The sequence below is a fragment of the Bradyrhizobium huanghuaihaiense genome, assembly GCF_007830635.1.
Classification (GTDB): domain Bacteria; phylum Pseudomonadota; class Alphaproteobacteria; order Rhizobiales; family Xanthobacteraceae; genus Bradyrhizobium; species Bradyrhizobium huanghuaihaiense.
The window spans coordinates 48,904-67,914 of the sequence record NZ_VLLA01000012.1; the positions used below are offsets into that span (position 1 = coordinate 48,904).

At 65.3% G+C, this 19,011-nt stretch carries 21 protein-coding genes and 1 pseudogene; 14 read left to right on the forward strand and 8 right to left on the reverse strand.

Going from position 1 to position 19,011, the window contains the following annotated elements; all coding sequences use genetic code 11:
- Nucleotides 1-97: 97 nt before the first annotated feature.
- The 4 genes from IQ16_RS23495 to IQ16_RS23510 all read right to left on the reverse strand — a co-directional run bounded on the left by IQ16_RS23495 (nt 98) and on the right by IQ16_RS23510 (nt 3,965).
- Complete coding sequence (locus IQ16_RS23495) at nt 98-328, reverse strand: tautomerase family protein (protein WP_080648182.1); 231 nt, start codon at nt 326-328, stop codon at nt 98-100.
- Nucleotides 329-408: 80 nt separating this feature from the next.
- On the reverse strand, nt 409-1,923 hold the full coding sequence (hisS, locus tag IQ16_RS23500; protein ID WP_018648356.1) for a histidine--tRNA ligase: 1,515 nt from the start codon (nt 1,921-1,923) through the stop codon (nt 409-411).
- A 169-nt stretch (nt 1,924-2,092) separates the two neighbouring features.
- Entirely contained in the window at nt 2,093-2,617 is a 525-nt protein-coding gene (locus IQ16_RS23505) for a YegJ family protein (protein WP_026312890.1), read from the reverse strand.
- A gap of 265 nt (nt 2,618-2,882) precedes the next feature.
- A complete protein-coding gene (locus IQ16_RS23510; RefSeq protein WP_018648358.1) occupies nt 2,883-3,965 on the reverse strand; it encodes a branched-chain amino acid aminotransferase in 1,083 nt (360 codons plus the stop codon).
- Nucleotides 3,966-4,305: 340 nt separating this feature from the next.
- On the opposite strand from IQ16_RS23510, the gene IQ16_RS23515 reads away from it, so the two are divergent.
- From IQ16_RS23515 to IQ16_RS23525, 3 genes are read left to right on the forward strand one after another with little or no spacing between them, the layout of a single operon-like run.
- Nucleotides 4,306-4,848: a MarR family winged helix-turn-helix transcriptional regulator gene (locus tag IQ16_RS23515; protein ID WP_026312891.1), complete on the forward strand. Its 543-nt coding sequence runs from the start codon at nt 4,306-4,308 to the stop codon at nt 4,846-4,848.
- Nucleotides 4,845-5,576 (forward strand): response regulator, encoded by a 732-nt coding sequence (locus IQ16_RS23520; RefSeq protein WP_018648360.1) that lies wholly within the window; start codon nt 4,845-4,847, stop codon nt 5,574-5,576. Before IQ16_RS23515 ends, IQ16_RS23520 begins: the two co-directional genes overlap by 4 nt.
- Nucleotides 5,577-5,595: 19 nt before the next feature.
- A complete protein-coding gene (locus IQ16_RS23525) occupies nt 5,596-6,981 on the forward strand; it encodes an ATP-binding protein (RefSeq protein ID WP_018648361.1) in 1,386 nt (461 codons plus the stop codon).
- Nucleotides 6,982-7,095: 114 nt separating this feature from the next.
- Here the strand turns inward: IQ16_RS23525 and IQ16_RS23530 are convergent, their stop codons facing one another.
- Together IQ16_RS23530 and IQ16_RS23535 are read right to left on the reverse strand one after the other, a co-directional pair.
- A complete protein-coding gene (locus IQ16_RS23530) occupies nt 7,096-7,626 on the reverse strand; it encodes a DUF3617 domain-containing protein (protein ID WP_018648362.1) in 531 nt (176 codons plus the stop codon).
- Between the two features lie 44 nt (nt 7,627-7,670).
- A complete protein-coding gene (locus IQ16_RS23535; RefSeq protein ID WP_018648363.1) occupies nt 7,671-7,964 on the reverse strand; it encodes a hypothetical protein in 294 nt (97 codons plus the stop codon).
- Between the two features lie 181 nt (nt 7,965-8,145).
- On the opposite strand from IQ16_RS23535, the gene IQ16_RS23540 reads away from it, so the two are divergent.
- The 4 genes from IQ16_RS23540 (at nt 8,146) to IQ16_RS23555 (ending at nt 10,878) form a co-directional block, all read left to right on the forward strand.
- Entirely contained in the window at nt 8,146-8,607 is a 462-nt protein-coding gene (locus tag IQ16_RS23540; protein ID WP_026312892.1) for a hypothetical protein, read from the forward strand.
- A 119-nt stretch (nt 8,608-8,726) separates the two neighbouring features.
- Nucleotides 8,727-9,419 (forward strand): ribonuclease T2 family protein, encoded by a 693-nt coding sequence (locus IQ16_RS23545; RefSeq protein ID WP_018648365.1) that lies wholly within the window; start codon nt 8,727-8,729, stop codon nt 9,417-9,419.
- Between the two features lie 129 nt (nt 9,420-9,548).
- Nucleotides 9,549-10,409: a 23S rRNA (adenine(2030)-N(6))-methyltransferase RlmJ gene (locus IQ16_RS23550; RefSeq protein WP_018648366.1), complete on the forward strand. Its 861-nt coding sequence runs from the start codon at nt 9,549-9,551 to the stop codon at nt 10,407-10,409.
- 253 nt (nt 10,410-10,662) lie between these two features.
- Nucleotides 10,663-10,878, forward strand: a complete 216-nt coding sequence (locus IQ16_RS23555; protein WP_008544396.1) for a cold-shock protein — start codon at nt 10,663-10,665, stop codon at nt 10,876-10,878.
- A 102-nt stretch (nt 10,879-10,980) separates the two neighbouring features.
- On the opposite strand, the gene IQ16_RS23560 is transcribed toward IQ16_RS23555, so the two are convergent.
- Nucleotides 10,981-11,604, reverse strand: a complete 624-nt coding sequence (locus IQ16_RS23560; protein WP_020608162.1) for an outer membrane protein — start codon at nt 11,602-11,604, stop codon at nt 10,981-10,983.
- A 254-nt stretch (nt 11,605-11,858) separates the two neighbouring features.
- Here IQ16_RS23560 and uvrC point away from each other — a divergent pair, with 254 nt between their 5' ends.
- From uvrC to IQ16_RS23595, 7 genes are all read left to right on the forward strand, one after another.
- Nucleotides 11,859-13,916: an excinuclease ABC subunit UvrC gene (gene uvrC / locus IQ16_RS23565; RefSeq protein ID WP_018648368.1), complete on the forward strand. Its 2,058-nt coding sequence runs from the start codon at nt 11,859-11,861 to the stop codon at nt 13,914-13,916.
- 107 nt (nt 13,917-14,023) lie between these two features.
- Nucleotides 14,024-14,641 (forward strand): CDP-diacylglycerol--glycerol-3-phosphate 3-phosphatidyltransferase, encoded by a 618-nt coding sequence (gene pgsA / locus IQ16_RS23570; protein ID WP_018648369.1) that lies wholly within the window; start codon nt 14,024-14,026, stop codon nt 14,639-14,641.
- Nucleotides 14,638-14,889 carry a molybdopterin converting factor subunit 1 gene (moaD, locus tag IQ16_RS23575; RefSeq protein WP_018648370.1) on the forward strand — a complete coding sequence of 84 codons (252 nt, stop codon included), beginning with the start codon at nt 14,638-14,640 and terminating at the stop codon, nt 14,887-14,889. Before pgsA ends, moaD begins: the two co-directional genes overlap by 4 nt.
- Before the next feature lie 4 nt (nt 14,890-14,893).
- Nucleotides 14,894-15,361: a molybdenum cofactor biosynthesis protein MoaE gene (locus tag IQ16_RS23580; protein WP_018648371.1), complete on the forward strand. Its 468-nt coding sequence runs from the start codon at nt 14,894-14,896 to the stop codon at nt 15,359-15,361.
- The gene (prmB, locus tag IQ16_RS23585; RefSeq protein WP_018648372.1) at nt 15,361-16,320 is read left to right on the forward strand and encodes a 50S ribosomal protein L3 N(5)-glutamine methyltransferase; all 960 of its coding nucleotides are present in this window, start codon (nt 15,361-15,363) and stop codon (nt 16,318-16,320) included. Before IQ16_RS23580 ends, prmB begins: the two co-directional genes overlap by 1 nt.
- Nucleotides 16,321-16,409: 89 nt before the next feature.
- Nucleotides 16,410-16,997, forward strand: a complete 588-nt coding sequence (locus tag IQ16_RS23590; protein WP_018648373.1) for a phage holin family protein — start codon at nt 16,410-16,412, stop codon at nt 16,995-16,997.
- 1 nt (nt 16,998) lies between these two features.
- Nucleotides 16,999-18,129: a YihY/virulence factor BrkB family protein gene (locus tag IQ16_RS23595; RefSeq protein ID WP_018648374.1), complete on the forward strand. Its 1,131-nt coding sequence runs from the start codon at nt 16,999-17,001 to the stop codon at nt 18,127-18,129.
- 47 nt (nt 18,130-18,176) lie between these two features.
- Here IQ16_RS23595 and IQ16_RS23600 read toward each other — a convergent pair.
- Nucleotides 18,177-18,999, reverse strand: a pseudogene (locus IQ16_RS23600) (class I SAM-dependent methyltransferase).
- Nucleotides 19,000-19,011: the final 12 nt, after the last annotated feature.

The following is a 19,011-nucleotide window of genomic DNA, read 5'->3' on the forward strand; positions in this document are numbered from 1 at the left end:
AGGCTCGGAGTTGCCAGCTGGCCAAATAACCACTCCCTGTGGCTATGGGTCCCGGCCTTCGCCGGGACGACAGTTGTGATTGCCGCGCCAGCAGCGCCTACTTCTTCGCAGCCGCCGCGCGCTCCACGAACGTCTTGCCGCCCTTCATCTTGTGGCGGAGCGGGGCTTCGTTGATCTGGATGACGACGGCATCGGCATCGACGCCGAGGTTCTTCACCAGCGCCTGGGTGATGTCGCGCATCATGCCGGCCTTCTGCTCGTCGGTGCGGCCCTCGGCCATGCTGATGGTGATCTCAGGCATCGTCTTCTCCCTGCTGCTGGTCGTCATGGCCGGGCTCGTCCCGGCCATTCATCATTTGAAAGATGGATGCGCGGGTCAAGCCCGCGCATGACCAATGGAGCGAATGGCTAGCCCCAGTTCACGTCATGGCGCGCGAGGACTTCACGCACTTTTGCGACGAGATCGGCTTCGCTGCACGAGAACTGCGCCGGGCGGGTCTCGCGCCATTCCTGATTGGAAGCGATCGCGGCGGCTGCTTTCGCGCCTTCGACCAGATCCTTGATCTGCACCTCGCCACGCGCCTTCTCGTCCGAGCCCTGGATGATGACGCAGGGTGAGTTGCGGCGATCGGCATATTTGAGCTGGTTGCCCATGTTCTTGGGATTGCCGAGATAGAGCTCGGCGCGGATGCCCGCGGTGCGCAAGCTTGCCACCATCTTCTGATAGTCGGCGACGCGGTCGCGATCGAACACGGTAACAACCACGGGCCCGAACTCGGGCCGCGTGTCGAGCTTGCCGAGCAGCGTCAGCGCGGCCTGCAGCCGCGAGACGCCGATCGAGAAACCGGTCGCCGGCACCGGCTCACCGCGGAAGCGCGAGACGAGGCCGTCGTAACGCCCGCCGCCGCCGACCGAGCCGAAGCGCACCGGGCGGCCCTTCTCGTCCTTGGTGTCGAGCAGCAGTTCGACCTCGTAGACCGGGCCGGTGTAATATTCGAGACCGCGCACCACGGACGGATCGATCTTGATGCGGTCCGCGCCGTAACCCGACGCCGTCACCAGCTTCGCAATCTCTTCCAGCTCGCTGACGCCGGCTTGACCAATCTCGCTCTTGGCGAGGTAGGTTTCCGCGGCGGCAATCGCCTCCTTCCAATCGTCGCGCGGCCTGGTGATGGCGAGAACAACGTCAGCTTCAGCTTCGCTCAAATTGGCGCCCTTGGTGAAGTCGCCCTTGCCTTCCTCGCCGCCATCCCATCGTCCGGGACCGAGCAATTTGCGCACTTCGTCGGCGGAGAACTTGTCGAGCTTGTCGATGGCGCGCAGCACGGTCAGCCTGCGGCCTGCGTTCTCGGCACCGGCAAGCCCGATGGCTTCCAGAACACCGTCGAGCACTTTTCGGTTGTTGACCTTCACGACATAGGAGCCGCGCGCTATGCCCAGCGCTTCCATCGTGTCGGCCGCCATCATGCAGATCTCGGCATCCGCCGCCGGCGTCGCCGAGCCGACCGTGTCGGCATCGAACTGCATGAACTGGCGGAAGCGGCCGGGGCCGGGCTTCTCGTTGCGGAACACGTAGCCGGCGCGATAGCTGCGGTAGGGCTTGGGCAGCGTGTCGAAATTCTCGGCGACGTAACGGGCGAGCGGCGCGGTCAGATCGTAGCGCAGGCTGATCCACTGCTCGTCGTCGTCCTGGAACGAGAACACGCCCTCGTTCGGACGGTCCTGGTCGGGCAGGAACTTGCCGAGCGCGTCGGTGTATTCCATCGCCGGCGTTTCCACCGGCTCGAAACCGTAGAGCTCGTAGACGGCGCGGATCTTCTCGACCATCTCGCGCGTCGCCCGGATCGCTGAGGGGTCGCGATCCTCGAGCCCGCGCGGCAGGCGCGCCTTCAGTTTCTGGGGTTTTTTGGGTTTCTCGGCCATCCGCGGCGTTTACCAGCCGACGCCGGTGGCGGCAACCGGTGCTTAGGGGACGCCGTCATTCCGGGGCGATGCGCAAGCATCGAACCCGGAATCTCGAGATTCCCCGGTGCGCAATTGCGCACCTGAGGTCTGGTCCTTCGGACCATCCCGGAATGACGGCGTCAGCCCTTTACGGCTTCTCCATCCGGGCCCGGAGGGCATCCGCGTCCGCCTTCGGCAGCGACTTCAGCGTCGGCCTGATGGTCTCGCCGCCGACGATCTTTCCGTTGCGCATGAACATCCAGTCCGAGATGTCGGCTTCGCTGAACTTGACCTCGTCGCCGGCGTGCTTGCCCGGCAGATCGCGCGGCTCGTTGGCGAACAGACCGGAATAGCTGCCGTCGGGCTGCTTCTTCACCTCGCCGATCCAGATGTGCTCGCCGCCCTTGCGGGTCGAGAAGCGGACTTTCAGGGCGTGCCCGGTCTCCGACGATTTTGGCGCGTCATAGGAGGCCCAGAAGGTCGGCAGCGAGCCGCGGGCGCGGGCAATCGCGGCGTTCATCTCGGGGTCGGTGGTGCGCACGTCGACGATCGGCGAGCGGTCCTGCGCGACCACCTCGGGCGTGGGGCCGATGGTCAGGATGCCGAAAACGGAGACGCCGGTGACGGCGGCGAGAATTACCCATTTCATGGGCTGGGAGAGTTTGAATGCCATGTTCGCGATGTCCAGGATGCTTGTTGTGTCCTGGCTTTGTCGCATGTCGGCAGCAGCACGTTCAGTGCGCGATAAGCCACAAGCGCTGCGCTTCTGCCCTCTCCCCTGGAGGGGGAGAGTCGGCTCGCATCTGAGCGTAGCGAAGATGAGAGACGGGGTGGGGTGACGGTCTCTCCACTGTGCGCACCGCCCGTGTGGAGAAATCACCCCACCCCGCTCGCGCTTCGCGCGATCGACCCTCCCCCTCCAGGGGAGGGTGAAGAGATCAAAACACCTTGCGGATCCAGTTGTGCGGATCGTTGGTGCGGCCGTACTGGATGTCGACGAGCTGCTTGCGCAGGCCCATGGCGACGGGGCCGGCGGCACCGCCCGAGATCTCGAAATCGCCGCTCACCGAACGCACCTTGCCGATCGGCGAAATCACGGCGGCGGTGCCGCAGGCAAAGGCTTCCTTGAGCTTTCCGCTGGCCGCATCCTTGCGCCACTGGTCGAGCGAATACGGCTCTTCGCGCACGGTCTTACCTGCATCGCGGGCGAGCGCGATGATGGAGTCGCGGGTGATGCCGGGCAGGATCGTGCCGAGCGGCGGCGTCGAGAGCGAGCCGTCGTCGAACACGAAGAAGATGTTCATGCCGCCGAGCTCCTCGATATAGCGGCGCTCGACTGCGTCGAGGAAGACGACCTGATCGCAGCCGTGCTGGATCGCTTCGGCCTGGGCGCGCAGGCTCGCGGCATAGTTGCCGCCGCATTTGACGGCGCCGGTGCCGCCGATCGCGGCGCGTGTATAGTTCTCGGAAACCCAGATCGACACCGGCGCAGGCCCGCCCTTGAAGTAGGAGCCAACAGGCGAAGCGATCACCGCAAAGATGTATTCGGACGACGGCTTGACGCCGAGGAAGGTCTCGCTCGCGATCATGAAGGGGCGCAGGTAAAGGCTGCCCTCGCCGCCCGGCATCCAGGCGCGATCGATGCGCACGACCTGCTCGACCGCCTCGATGAAGACGTCCTCGGGCAATTGCGCCATCGCCATGCGGTCGGCGGAATCCCTGAAGCGGCGCGCATTGGCGTCGGGACGGAACAGGTTCACGCCGCCATCGTCGCGCTTGTAGGCCTTGAGGCCTTCGAATATTTCCTGGGCGTAGTGCAGGACGGCGCCGGCCGGATCGAGCTGGAAATTGGCACGCGCCTCGACGCGGGCCTCATACCAGCCGCCCTTGGCCTGGTTGTAGCGGACGATCGCCATGTGGTCGGTGAAGATCCGCCCGAAGCCGGGGTCCACCAGCTTGGCGACGCGGTCCTTTTCGGACGTCGGATTGGATGCGGGCTGGATGTCGAATTTCATGCTCATGTCCTTGCCTCCCGCTGCCCGGTGGCGGCGCTGTTTCTCGCGCCCGCCGGCCCGTTCCGGGGCCGGCTGGCTTGATTGGGTTTCTGGCCGGACCGCCGCCAGCCATGTTACGGCCGGTTTCCGTGGCCAGCATGTCGCCGAGGACATGCTTTTGCGGAAGGCGGAAGTCCAGTATGTTTTGCCGAAATGCCGCTCGACAATCGCACGGTAGATCTGCTTCGGCCGTCGCCGCCTGTCCGGCTCTCTTTGGCCGCCCTGCTACGATGCCACCCGATGCGAAACGATCTAAAATTTCGTGCGGGTCGATCCTTTTGTAACATTGAACCCAAGATACGTCAATATGCCTGACATAAATTTCGCGACTCCCCCTCAAGACGCTGCCGCGCACCGGCCGGCCGCGGGCGATGGAGGCAATTTGCGCTGGGATATCATCGAGCTGCTGTTCTTCGCCTATCGCGATTTCGTCGGTGATCCCGACCAGGAACTCGAGGCGTTCGGCTTCGGCCGGGCCCACCACCGCGTCATGCACTTCGTCTACCGCTATCCCGGGCTGAAGGTCGCCGACCTGCTCGACGTCCTGCGCATCACAAAACAGTCGCTCGGCCGGGTGCTCAAGCAGCTCCTGGACGAGGGCTATATCGTGCAGAAGACCGGCGACAATGACCGCCGCCAGCGCCTGCTCTACGCGACGCCGAAGGGCGAGGCGCTGGTCCAGAAGCTCGCCGGGCTCCAGACCACGCGGATCACCAAGGCACTTGCCGAGATGGGTCCGCAGGACGCCGAGACGGTCAAGCGCTTCCTGCGAGCGATGATCGACCGCGACGATCCGGACAAGGTGCTCGAGACGATCTTCGCCTCCGTCAATCAAGACTCGAAGGAGTGACCGTGCCGCTCGCAGCCACGCTCGCCCGTCCGCCGGTGCAACCGGCCGACGATGCCCCGCATTTGCTGCTGGTCGACGACGACCGCCGTATCCGCGACCTGCTCTCGCGTTTTCTCGCCAGCGAGGGCTACCGCGTCACCACCGCGGCAAGCGCGGGTGACGCACGCTCCAAACTGCTGGGCCTGCATTTCGACCTCCTGATCCTCGACGTCATGATGCCCGGCGAGACCGGCTTCGATCTTGCCCGCTTCATTCGGACCTCCTCCTCAGTGCCGATCGTGATGCTGACGGCGCGTCACGAGGCCGAAGCCCGCATCGAGGGCCTGCAAATCGGCGCCGACGACTACGTCGCAAAGCCGTTCGAGCCGCGCGAGCTTGCGCTGCGCATCAACAACATCCTCAAGCGCGCCGCGCCGCCGCAGCAGGCCACGACGGTCGAGAAGATCGCGTTCGGTCCCTATGTCTACCATCTCGATCGCGGCGAGTTGCGCCAGGGCGAGGAGGTCATCCACCTCACCGACCGCGAGCGCGAGATGCTGCGCATTCTCTCGGAGACGCCGGGCGAGACCGTGCCGCGCAGTGCGCTGACCGGCAATGGCAGCGTCAACGAGCGCGCCGTGGACGTGCAGATCAACCGCCTCCGGCGCAAGATCGAGACCGACCCGGCCAATCCGCTGTTCCTGCAGGCAGTGCGCGGCATCGGCTACCGGCTGGTGGCCTCACCATAGATCAAGTGAAGCGCGCTAGATGAGCACGATCGATACCGGCCTGACGCTTCTGAAGAGCGCCGCCGGCCGCGTCTCCGCCGCCAATGGCTGGATGGGCAACGCGTTCAAGGGCTGGATGCCGACCGGCCTCTATGCCCGCGCGCTGCTCATCATGATCGTGCCTATGGTGATCCTGCAGACCGTGGTCGCCTTCGTGTTCATGGAGCGGCACTGGAACACGGTGACACGACGGCTGTCGGCCGCGGTGGTGCAGGACATCGCCGCGCTGATCGACGTCTACAAGAGCTATCCGCAGGACAAGGACCGCGCGCAGCTCAAGAGCATTGGGCAGCGGTTGCAGTTGGTGGTCGATTTCCTGCCCGCCGGTGACATGCCGCCGCCGGGACCGAAGCCGTTCTTCTCGCTGCTCGACCAGACGCTGTCGGTGCAGCTCGGCCGCCAGATCGGCCGCTCGTTCTGGATCGACACGGTCGGCCGCTCCAATCTCGTCGAGATCCGCATCCAGCTCGACGATGCCGTGATGCGCGTGTTCGCGCAGCGCAGCGCCGCCTATGCCTCGAACTCGGAGATCTTCCTGTTCTGGATGGTCGGTACGTCCTCGATCCTGTTGATCGTCGCGGTGCTGTTCCTGCGCAACCAGATCAAGCCGATCCTGCGGCTTGCCGATGCCGCGGAGAGTTTCGGCAAGGGCCGCGAGGCGCCGAACTTCCGCCCGCGCGGCGCGCGCGAGGTACGGCGCGCGGCGGTGGCCTTCCTCGAGATGAAGTCGCGCATCGAGCGCACGATGGAGCAGCGCACCGCGATGCTCGCCGGCGTCAGCCACGATCTGCGCACCATCCTGACCCGCTTCAAGCTCGAGCTGGCGCTGATCGGCGACAGCCCCGAGCTCGAAGGCATGCGCAAGGACGTCGACGAGATGTCAATGATGCTGGAGGATTACCTCGCCTTTGCCCGCGGCGATTCCGGCGAGCAGTCGCAGCCGACCGACATGGCGCAGGCGCTCGAGGAGCTGCGCAGCGATGCCGAGCGCCACGGCCACACCGCGACCGTGGCGTTCAACGGCCTGCCCGTGGTGACGGTGAAGCCGGCCTCGTTCAAGCGCTGCCTCGCCAACCTCGTCACCAACGCGGCGCGCTACGGCAAGAGCATCGCCATCACCGGCCAGCGCGATCACCGTTATTTGACCGTGACGGTCGACGACGACGGCCCCGGCATTCCCGCCCATCTGCGCGAAGAAGTGTTCAAGCCGTTCCTGCGGCTGGACAATGCCCGCAACCAGGACGAAGGTGGCACCGGCCTTGGCCTTGCGATTGCCCGCGACATCGCCCGCTCCCATGGCGGCGACATCACGCTGGGCGACAGCCCGATGGGCGGATTGAGGGCGAGCGTGAGGATTCCGGTGTAGCTGATGACGTAGCCCGGATGGAGCGTAGCGTAATCCGGGACCGGCTTCTCGTGACGCGCGAACCCCGGATTTCGCTTCGCTGCATCCGGGCTACGGTCTCACGACCATCTCACCCTACTTCGGCAGCAGCGCCTTCAGCTTGTCCATGTCGCGCACATTCATCTTGAAGCCGCCGGGCATGACGATGTCGCCGGGCTTCTGGTCCGGCTTGCAGGCACCTAACCACTTCGCTTGCAGCGTCATGGTGGTATCGCGCCCCGCAGCGCCGGCGACGCCGCCTTGCGCATGCGAGGAAGACTTCACTGTGTAGGCCGAGTTGAAGTCGCCTGTAATCTCGGCATGCGAGGTCGTGCTGACGCCGGCGACGCTGCACTCGGAATCGCTGACATAGCCGCTCGCAGTCTTCTTGATCTCCTGCTTGGCGCAGACCTGCTTGGCCATCGGCGAGACGTTGTTGCTCATCTCCTTGTCGACGGTCTCGTCGGTGCAGTGCTGCATGGTCATCTCGGGCACGGGCGAGCCGCTCGTGACCAGCTTCATTTCCCAGAGGCCGGCCTTGCGCACGGGCAGATCGTCGGCAGATGCACTGCCTGCCGACACCACAACGCAAAGGGCCGAGCCGAGCAAAGCGAGTTTGCGCGTCATGTGGGAAGCTCCCGGCTAAGAGACTGCGACGTTACGACGACGCCTCAGTAGAGCGTGCGGATCGGCCGATCGGCGGCGCCATAGGGCACCCAGCGGCAGGAGAACGAGATGTAACCGCCCTCATAGGCCTGCACGCCGAGGAATTTGACGACCTTGCCGTAGCGCGCGCAATGATCGACCGCGACCTGCCGCGCATCGACCTGGTTTGCCATCGAAAAGGCGATGATGCCGCCGGTGTCGTTGCCCTTGAACGGAGGCACCGGAAGGATATCGGCGCGCGCCGACTGGCTCGCCATCATACCCAAGGCAAGAAGGCCCGCGGCCGCAATGATTCGCATTCCCGTCACTCCAATTGGTTGGCGCCAGTTTACGGTGCCGGGGCCAAAGTGAAAAGAACCGAGGCCGGCCGGCCGCGACGTTCTGGTCAACTCCTGGCGAAGTGTTGCCGCGCTGCACTTGACCTCTTCCGGCCTTCGCGGCACCGTCCGAGCTTCGAAGACCCAGCTGTCCGGATTGCCCATGCGCGCCCCCTCCTTCAAATCGCTCCGCTTCGCCGCCGTGCTCGGCCTCATGTTCGGGGCGCTGTCGCTCAGCGAGGCCCGGGCCGCCAATCCGCTGGAGCTGAACTTCTGGCTGAGCGGGCCGCGCTATGACGGCGCCGTCACCGATTGCGACAAGGCGCTGCCGACGATCGCCACCCAGTTCTGGGAGAAGGAAAGCTCGTTCTGGAATTCCTCGTTGAAGATCACGGGCTTCTCGGCGGTTCGCGAGGTCGCGTTCCGGCCCTGGCAGTCCGACAACATCCCGCGCCGCTATTGCACCGGCGAGGCCATGCTCACCGACGGCAAGGTGCGCAAGGTGCATTTCTCGATCATCGAGGATGGCGGCTTTGCCGGCTACGGCAACGGCGTCGAATGGTGCGTGGTCGGGCTCGACCGCAACTGGGCCTACAACCCGGCCTGCCGCGCCGCCAGGCAGTGATTCGAAAGCTCTGATTCGGTCCGATCAAGCGGCCGAACCACCGGCGCCCGAAATTTGTTCTTGAAATGTTCTCATCGCCTGCTAGGCTCGATTGCACAGTCTAGTTGAGGGGCGTCGCCATGTTTCATTCCAGATTGCGTTCGTTCTCCCGTCTTGTGATCTCACTCGCCCTTGCCGCCGGGCTGGCGTCGCTCGCCGACGGCGCGAAAGCCCAGGACAAGCGGCAGAACGCGCCGGGCGAATTCGATTTCTATGTGCTGTCGCTGTCATGGTCGCCCTCGTTCTGCGAGGAAGCGGCCGAGCGTGGCGGCCGCTCCCAGCTTCAGTGCAGCGGCCGGCCCTACGCCTTCGTGGTGCACGGGCTGTGGCCGCAATATGAGAACGGCTTTCCGGAATATTGCCAGCGGCCGGCGCCGCGGCTGAGCCGCAGCATCGTTTCCTCCATGCTCGACCTGATGCCGGCGCCGGGCCTGATCTTCAACGAGTGGGACAAGCACGGCACCTGCTCGGGTCTCGCCGACCGCAGCTATTTCGAGACGATCCGCAAAGCGCGCGCCGCGATCAAGATCCCGGCCGAGTATCTCGATCTGTCGCAGGCCAAGACCGTGGCCCCCGGTGACGTCGAGGAGGCCTTCATCAAGGCCAATCCAGGCCTCAGCAGTGCCGCCGTCTCGGTCACCTGCAACCGGACGCGATTGTCCGAGGTCCGCATCTGCCTCAGCAAGGACCTGCAATTCCGCGCCTGCGAGGAGATCGACCGCCGCGCCTGCCGCCGCGACCAGGTGACGATGCCGCCGATCAGGGGTGGGTAGCCACCGTCATTGCGAGGAGCCCTTGCGACGAAGCAATCCAGACTGCCTCCGCGGAAAGATTCTGGATTGCTTCGCTGCGCTCGCAATGACAAGGGGATGGGATCGCGCCAGACAACGTAGTCCTAGCTCATGAACTACCGCCACGCCTTCCACGCCGGCAACTTCGCCGATGTCATCAAGCACATCGTGCTTGCGCGCATCATCACCTATCTGCAGGAGAAGCCGGGGGCGTTCCGTGTCATCGACACCCACGCCGGTGCCGGCCTCTACGATCTCGAAAGCGACGAGGCGCGCCGCGGCGGCGAGTGGCTGACCGGCATCGCGCGGCTGATGCAGGCGCGCCTGTCGAACGAGACCATCGCACTGACAAAACCCTATCTCGACATCGTCCGCGCCTTCAATCCGAAGGGCGAGCTCAAGGCCTATCCTGGCTCGCCGCTGATCGCGCGCGGTCTGCTGCGGCCGCAGGACCGCCTCGTCGCCTGCGAGCTCGAGCCGAAGGCGCGCAAGGCGCTGATCGACGTGCTGCGCCGCGACGAGCAGGCTCGCGTGGTGGATCTCGACGGCTGGGTGGCGCTGCCGGCCTTCGTGCCGCCGAAAGAACGGCGCGGTCTCGTGCTGATCGATCCGCCGTTCGAGGCCAAGGACGAGTTCGAACGGCTGGGCGAAGCCTTCTCGGCAGCCTTCGCGAAATGGCCGACCGGTATCTATGTAATCTGGTATCCGGCCAAGAACCGCCGCGCCACCGACACGCTGGCGCAATCAGTGGCGCGGCTCGCAGCCGCAGCAAAACCACCGGGCAAATGCCTGCGTCTCGAATTCAGCGCCGCACCGCAAGCCGATGGCGGGCCCCTCACCTCCACCGGGCTTTTGATCGTCAATCCGCCCTACACGCTGCATGGCGAGCTCAAAACCATTCTGCCCGAGCTGGAGATGCCGCTCGGCCAGGGCGGCGCTGCCAGATTCCGATTAGAGATACCGAAGAGGTAACCCTCCGGCATTCTTGGGAAAAATATGCAGTAGCGGTAGTCAATCCGCAAAGAACCGTATTATGCTGTTTCCGTGACTGGCTTTACGTTCCGCTTCCGCGAATGGTTGCGGCGGAGTGAAGGCCTAAGAAAGATCCCGCCGGGCCGATGAGGTCCGACCAAGGATGGCCAGCTCTCCCGGGCTTCGTAAGGCCCGGTCATGTCGTGACGTGCGTCTGCGTCGCGACGGAGGAGCAATGAGGGGGAGTTTCCCGATGGCCATGACGGGAACAGTTAAGTTCTTCAACGGAGAGCGCGGCTACGGCTTCATCAAGCCTGATGACGGCGGTCGCGATGTCTTCGTACATATTACGGCTGTAGAGCGTGCGGGACTGAAAGACCTTGCCGAAGGACAGCGTATTACTTTCGAAGTCGAACCGGACAAGAAGGGGAAGGGACCCAAGGCCGTCAACCTGGTGATCCTGTCCTAGCGGGCCTGCCCGCGAAACGCCTGACGCGAAAGCACCGGACGCAAAAAAATCCCGGCCGCGAACGGCCGGGAGGCTGTGGTCCGGTATTTTCTTCTTCAGCTATCAGAAGCGATAGTTCACGCCTGCGCGCACAACGCTGGCGCTGTAGCCGTTCGACACGCCGGTGATTGCGAACTGGCTCGTCGACAGATCGATGTAGAGATATTCGAGCTTGGCACTCCAGTTCGGCGCGAGGCCGACTTCCGCACCGGCACCGATGGTCCAGCCGGCGGTGGTGTGCGACTCCGTCCAGCCGAAGGTCTGCGCGCGCAGCTCGCCGAAGGCAAGGCCCGCGGTGCCGTAGAACAGCACGTTGCTGAAGGCATAGCCGGCGCGGCCGCGCAGCGTGCCGAACCACGGATTGGAGAACTTCCACGGCGCGAAGGTGTCGTCGGCGCCGGCCGCCTGGATGTCACCCTCGACGCCGAACACCCACGGGCCGTTCTGGAAATTGTAGCCGGCCTGGACGCCGCCGACGAAGCCGGACGGCTTTGCGGGGTTGTTGTCGACCGAGCCCCATTCGTAGCCGATGTTGCCGCCGAGATAGGGACCGGCCCAGCTATAGGCATTGAGCGGCTGGTTCACGGTATAGGGTGCGCGCCCTCCATAATTCATGTCGGCGGCGCCTGCCGAACCCGTCCAGCCGGCTGCAACCAACGCGGCTGCGCCCACAACGAGCCTCTTCATCACTTAACTCCAACGCAACTGCCGCAACCGGTGCGATGCTTGGCTCCGCGCGCGCGAGGCAAAACCCCATGGTTACGGAACCAAGACCCTTTCGCGTAGGATTTATCGAGAGTTTTAAGTTAAAGGGCTGTTAAGCCGGGTTACCGCGCTGTTAACAGGCTTAAGCAAGCGTTACCGGGGAACTGCGCCGCCATCCTGTGTGTGCGGCATGGCCGGAACTTCAAATCGGCGCGCCCAGCGCCTAAATTCGCTTCATGGTTCACGATTCCACCGACAATCCGGACGACCGCGCGCGTAAATCGCCGCACACCGCTGCGAACGACGCTCCGCCCGGGGGACCGGCGGCGCCTGACGTCGATCCCGCCACCACAGGCGGCGACGACGAGGACGATGCGCTGCTGCCCGATATCCTCGAAGAGAGCGGCGCGGTCGGCGAAGAGCCGCTGGCGACCGGCCACGAGGCGATCGAGCGCGCGGTCCGCCTGGCCCCGACCTCGCCCGGCGTCTACCGCATGCTCAATGCCAATGCCGACGTGCTCTATGTCGGCAAGGCCAAGAACGTCAAAAAGCGCCTGTCCAATTACGCGCGTCAGAGCGCGCCGCAGCCGGCGCGCATCCTGCGCATGATCGCAGCCACCGTGACGGTGGAGATCGTCTCGACCAACACCGAGACCGAAGCGCTGCTGCTGGAAGCCAATCTCATCAAACAGCTGCGGCCGCGCTTCAACGTGCAGCTGCGCGACGACAAGTCGTTTCCCTATATCCTGATCACCGGCGACCATTGGGCGCCGCAGATCCTGAAACATCGCGGCGCGCAGACGCGGCCCGGGCGCTATTTCGGTCCGTTCGCCTCCGCCGGCGCGGTCAACCGCACCATCACGGCGTTGCAGCGCGCGTTCCTGATCCGCTCCTGCACCGATTCGTTCTTCGAGAGCCGGACCCGGCCCTGCCTGCTCTACCAGATCCGCCGCTGCGCCGGTCCCTGCACCCGCGAGATCGATTTCGGCGGCTATTCAACGCTGGTGCGCGAGGCGAGCGACTTCCTCTCCGGCAAGAGCCACGCGGTGAAGCAGGAGCTCGCCGGCGAGATGGAGAAGGCCTCAGGCGAGCTCGAGTTCGAGCGCGCCGCGCTTTATCGCGACCGCCTCGCCGCGCTGTCGGCGATCCAGTCCCAGCAGGGCATCAATCCGCGCACGGTCGAGGAAGCCGACGTGTTCGCGGTCCACCAGGAAGGCGGTTTCTTCTGCGTCGAGGTGTTCTTCTTCCGCACCGGCCAGAACTGGGGCAATCGCGCCTATTTCCCGCGCGCGGAGAAGACTTTCACGCCGGAGGAAGTGCTCGGCTCGTTCCTCGCCCAGTTCTACGACGACAAGCCGCCGCCGAAGGTCATCCTGCTCTCGCACGAGATCGAGGAGAGCGAGCTGCTCGCCAACGCGCTCGCGATCAAGGCCGGCCACAAGGTCGAGGTCACCGCGCCCAAGCGCGGCGAGAAGAAGGAGCTCGTCACCCACGCGCTGACCAATGCGCGCGAGGCGCTCGGCCGCAAGCTCGCGGACACCGCGACCCAGAGCCGCCTGCTCGACGCCATGGCCGCGACGCTCAGCCTGCCGCATGCGCCCAAGCGCATCGAGGTCTACGACAACAGCCACATCCAGGGCACCAACGCGGTCGGCGCCATGATCGTCGCCGGCCCCGACGGCTTTGTGAAGAACCAGTACCGCAAGTTCAACATCAAGTCGGAAGGGATCACGCCGGGCGACGACTTCGCCATGATGCGCGAGGTGCTGGAGCGGCGCTTCAAGCGCCTGATCAATCCGCCCGAGGAGGGCGCCAAGGTCAAGGACGACGACTTTCCGCAATGGCCCGACCTCGTGATCATCGACGGCGGCCGCGGCCAGCTCAACGCGGTGCGCGAGATCTTTGCCGCTCTCGGCCTGACCCAGGTGTCCCTGATGTCGGTCGCCAAGGGGCCGGACCGCGATGCCGGGCGCGAAACCCTGTTCATGCCGGAGCGCGAGGCGATCAAGCTGGAGCCGCGCGATCCCGTGCTCTATTTCATCCAGCGCCTGCGCGACGAGGCCCACCGCTTCGTCATCGGCTCGCACCGCAAGCTGCGCAAGAAGGACATCCGCGAGGCCGGTTTGCAGGAGATTCCGGGCATCGGCCCGTCACGCAAACGTGCCTTGCTGCACCATTTCGGAACCCTGAAGGAGATCGAACGGGCCTCGATCGCCGATCTCGGCAAGGTTCCGGGGGTGAGCGCCGAAAGCGCCCGCAGGATTTTCGAGTATTTCCATCCCCAGCCGGGGTGAACTAAAGGGGAGCCAAGGGGAGCCATGGTCATAAGGTCGTCGCATCCGGCGTCGCATTTGTGAGCGGGACGGTTGACCTTCAGCCTTGAGCGGTATTGGTAGGACGGATGAACATCGCCACGACACGAGGGACAACCAGCCGCGCGATGTCCCTCCCCAACATCCTGACCTATGGCCGGATCGCCGCGATCCCGGTCGTGGTCGGATGCATCTATGCGCAGTCGATTCTGGATCAGCCGCTGTGGCTGCGCTGGGTCGCGGTCGCCATCTTCATTGCGGCTGCGGTCACCGACTACCTCGACGGCTATTACGCGCGGATCTGGAATCAGCAATCGGCATTCGGCCGGATGCTCGACCCGATCGCCGACAAGCTGCTGGTCGCGTCCTGCCTGCTGATGCTGGCCGCCGACGGCATCATCCATGGCTGGTCGCTATGGGCCGCCATCGTGATCCTTTGCCGCGAGATCCTGGTCTCGGGCCTGCGCGAATACCTCGCCGCGCTCCGCGTCAGCGTGCCCGTGACCAAGCTTGCGAAGTGGAAGACCACGGTCCAGCTGGTCGCGATCGGCTTCCTGCTCGCGGGACCTGCCGGCGACGAAGTGGTGCCCGTCGTCACGATGATTGGCCTTGCGCTGCTGTGGGCCTCGGCGATCCTGACCATCTACACCGGCTATGACTATTTCCGCGCCGGCATCCATCACCTCATCAAGGAGGACGAGGGATGAAGGTGAAGTATTTCGCCTGGGTGCGCGAGCGCGTCGGCAAGGCCGAGGAGACCATCGAGCCGCCGGCGACCGTGCGTACCGTGGAGGAGCTGATCGCCTGGCTGTCCGGCCGGAGCGATGCTTATGCGTACGCGTTCGAGAAGCCGAAGGTGATCCGCACCGCAATCGACCATGCCCACGTCAAGTCGGACGCCGCGATCGCGGGCGCACGCGAGATCGCGTTCTTCCCGCCGATGACCGGCGGCTAGGCTCATGAGCAGCCCCGTCACCATCCGCATCCAGGAAGACGATTTCGACATCGCCCGCGAGATCGCAGTCCTGACCAAGAGCCGCACCGACATCGGCGCGGTGGTGAGCTTCTCAGGCATCTGCCGCGCCGACGACGACAGCGCCCAGGTCGCCGCGCTCACGCTCGAGCATTATCCGGGCATGGCCGAGGAGGAGATCAGGCGCCATGCCGACGAGGCCATCTCGCGCTGGCCGCTCAACGGCGTCACGGTGATCCACCGCGTCGGGCGATTCATGCCGGGCCAGAACATCGTCCTGGTGCTGACCGCCTCGCAGCATCGCCAGGCCGCATTCCAGGCGGCCGAGTTCCTGATGGATTACCTCAAGACCAGCGCCCCGTTCTGGAAGAAGGAAGAGAGCGCCACCGGCACCGGCTGGGTCGAGGCTCACGCCCGTGACGACGAGGCCGCCGCACGCTGGACCAAATCCTGATGGCAAAAATTGCGAAAAAGACCGCGCGCGGCCGCGCCGCGCCGAAGCTTGCGAAGGTGGGGCCCGGCGAGCTTCTCACGCTGCTCGACTTCGCCCGCTACGCGGTGAGCCGCTTTGTCGAGGCGAAGCTCGCCTTTGCCCACGGCACGACCGACCCGGTCGCGGAAGCCGTGTTCCTGATCTCTGAGGCGCTGCATCTCACTCCCGACCAGTTCGAGGGCTTTGCCCACGCGCGCGTCACCGTCGCGGAAGGCAAGACCCTCCTCGATCTCATCCATCAGCGCGTCACGACGCGCAAACCGGCCGCCTATCTCGTCAACAAGATCTACATGCGCGGCCTGCCCTTCTATGTCGACGAGCGCGTCATCGTTCCACGCTCCTTCATCGGCGAGCTCCTGGATTCGCATTTCGGCGACGAGGGCGGACCCGGCTCGCTGATCGACGACCCCACCGCCGTCGCGCGCGTGCTCGATCTCTGCACGGGATCGGGATGTCTTGCGATCCTCGCCGCGCATCACTTCCCGAACGCTGAGGTCGATGCCGTCGACATCTCCAAGGGCGCAATCGAGGTCGCCGCGCGCAATGTCGGGGACTACGGGCTCGATGACCGGATCACGCTCTATCGCGGCGACCTGTTCGCCCCGCTCGGCGATGCACGATATGACCTGATCATTACCAACCCGCCTTACGTCGATGCCGAAGGCATGGCGGCATTGCCGCCGGAGTGCCGGGCGGAGCCAAAGCTCGCCTTCGACGGCGGTGCCGATGGTCTCGACGTGGTGCGGAAGATCCTGCGCGATGCGCCCGATCATCTGGCGCCCGGCGGCGGACTGATCTGCGAGATCGGCCGTGGCCGCGAGTTGGTCGACGAGGCCTTTCCGGAACTGCCGCTGCTGTGGCTGGACACCGAAGACTCCGAGGGCGAAGTGTTCTGGATTTCGGCCGCCGATCTCGGCTGATCCGTCAGGGCCGCCGGCTTCGACGGAACAAGTCAAATTCGGCCACGTTCATCCCCCGATGCATTGTCTCGCTCTCGGAGGATGTCCGCATGCTCGCGCCATCGGGCGAATTGCTGCGCGCCGGCGTGGCGCTCAAGCTCAACCACGTCAAACGCGCTGCTCAATCCTATCTGCGTGACCAGACCAGCCAGGCCACCGGCAAGGTGACGTCTTACGCGGTGGCCGGCGGGCTGTTCGCCGTTGCGGGCCTGTTCGTTGTCGCAGCCTTCTTCGTCGGACTGATCGCCCTGTACCGCTGGATCGCCATCCACTACGGGCAATTCTGGGGCTTTGGCGCCGTCGGCGCAGTGCTGCTGGTGCTGGCTGCGGTTTGCGCCGGGGTGGCGATGGCGCAGATGAGGCGCAAGCCCAAGCCGATCGTGCCGCTTGCGAGCCGTCTGCGCGTGGCGGTCGCAACACCGCGGATCCCGCGCGGAACGGTCAAGCAGGCGGTGAAGGAGGTCGCCACGACGATTCCCTTGGCGCCGCTCGCGCCGGGTGAACGCGGCCATGGCAACAAGAGCCGGCCAGTTCGCACCAACCGGCCCGTGCAGCTTGGCCTGATGCTCGCAGCGGTCGGGCTGCTCGGCGTCACGGCAGCGCGCCGGCGGCGCCACGGACACCGGTTGGAGACCTGACATGTTGATGCGGCGCTCCGAGCCAATCGACAGCTGGCTGCTGGTTGCGGCCACGGCCGTCTTCGTGCTCACGGCGGAGCGCTACTTCCAGGATTCCGGCCTGGTCCGCCCGGGACCTCCGCCGGACCACCGCAACAGCGAGGCGAACTCACCAGAAACGAATCCGGCGGCCGCGGCCGCGCAACCCGGCCGCGGCCGGCGCTCGAAAAGTCCGTTCGCGATCCCCTGGGCCGGCTGGAAGGATATCTTCTGGCGCACCTATCAGCGCATCGATGATGATCGGCTGCTCGCGACCGCCGGCGGCGTCGTGTTCTTCGGACTGCTCGCGATCTTCCCCGCCGTCACCGCGCTGGTCTCCTCTTACGGTCTGTTCGCCGATCCCTCGACGATCAGCTCCAATCTGCAGACGCTAGCGACCATGCTGCCAGAGGGTTCCTTCCAGATCGTCGAGGACCAGGTCGCGCGCGTGGTGTCGCACGGCAATACCACGCTCGGGGTCACCTTCCTGGTGGGCCTCGTGCTTGCGATCTGGAGCGCCAACGCGGGGGTCAAGGCCATCATCGATGCCCTCAATGTCGCCTATGAGGAGCGCGAGAAGCGGAGCTTCCTCAAGCTCAACATGGTGTCGCTGGCCTTCACCGTCGGCGGCATCGTGGCGCTGCTGCTGATGGTGGGTGCCGTCGTCGCCTTCCCGCTTGCGCTCAACCATCTCGGCATGGCGCCCGAAAGCAAGCTGATCGTGGCGCTGGCGCGATGGCCGCTGCTGTTCGTCATCCTGCTCGCCGCGCTCGCCATCCTCTACCGCTTTGCGCCCAGCCGCGATGCGCCGCGCTGGCAGTGGCTGAGCGTCGGCGCGGTGACGGCCGCCATCCTCTGGATCGCCGGCTCGGCGCTGCTGTCCTGGTATCTCTCGGAATTCGCCAACTACAATGCGACCTACGGCTCGCTTGGAGCTGCGATCGGCCTGATGATGTGGATGTGGATGTCGGCCATTGTCATCATGTTCGGCGCCGAGCTGAACTCGGAGATCGAGCGGCAGACGCTGCGCGACACGACGACCGGTCGCCCCAAGCCGCTCGGCACCCGCGAAGCCGTCTCGGCCGACACGGTCGGCGCCGCCGCGCCATTTTGACCGGTAGCGGTCAGGCCGGCAGCCGGCCCGACCGCATCCCGAACGTATCAGCGCCGGGTGATCACGGCTTCCAGATATTCGCTGTGCACGACGATCGTACCGTCGTCGGCATGATTGAACTCTCCGAGCAGCGCCAGCAGATCGCGCTTCAGCGCCGCCTGACCGGTCTCGTCGAGCGCGGCAAACGCCTTCAGCGTGGGTCCGTAGAAGGTCTTGAAGATTTCGAGCCAGTGCTCCGGCGAGCGATAGCGGAACACGAACATGCGCGGCTCGGCGGCGATCTCCGAGGCCTGACTGCCAAACATCTCCTCAAGCCGCGCCTGTGTGCCCCACAGGGCCGGCGACTTCACGCCGGCCGGCGGCGGCAGATGTTTGCCGATGGTCTTGAACAGCTGGCCGATGAAACCCTGCGGCGTCCAGTTGGCGAGGCCGATCTTGCCGCCGGATTTGCAGACCCGCGCGAGCTCGGAGGCCGCCTTGTCCTGGTCCGGCGTGAACATCACGCCGAAGGTCGAGAGCACGACGTCGTAGCTGGCGTCGGCAAACGGCAGCGCTTCGGCATCCGCCTCGCGGAATTCGATCATGAGATGTTCGGCCGCCGCCCGCTCGCGCCCGCGCTTGAGCAGCGCCGGCACGTAATCACCAGCGCCGCGCCGCGGCCAGCGTCGCATTGCCGTTGCCGGCGGCGACGTCCAGCACCTTGCTGCCGGCACGTATGTCGAGTGCCTCACAGAGCTGTTCGCCGACGATCTGCAAGGTGGTGCCGACGACGGCATAGTCGCCCGACGACCAGGCGCCGTGCTGGCGCTGCTTGACGGCGGCAAGATCGGGCTGGGTTGCGGCTGGCTTGAGCACGGCGGATGTCGACATGGCAATCTCCTG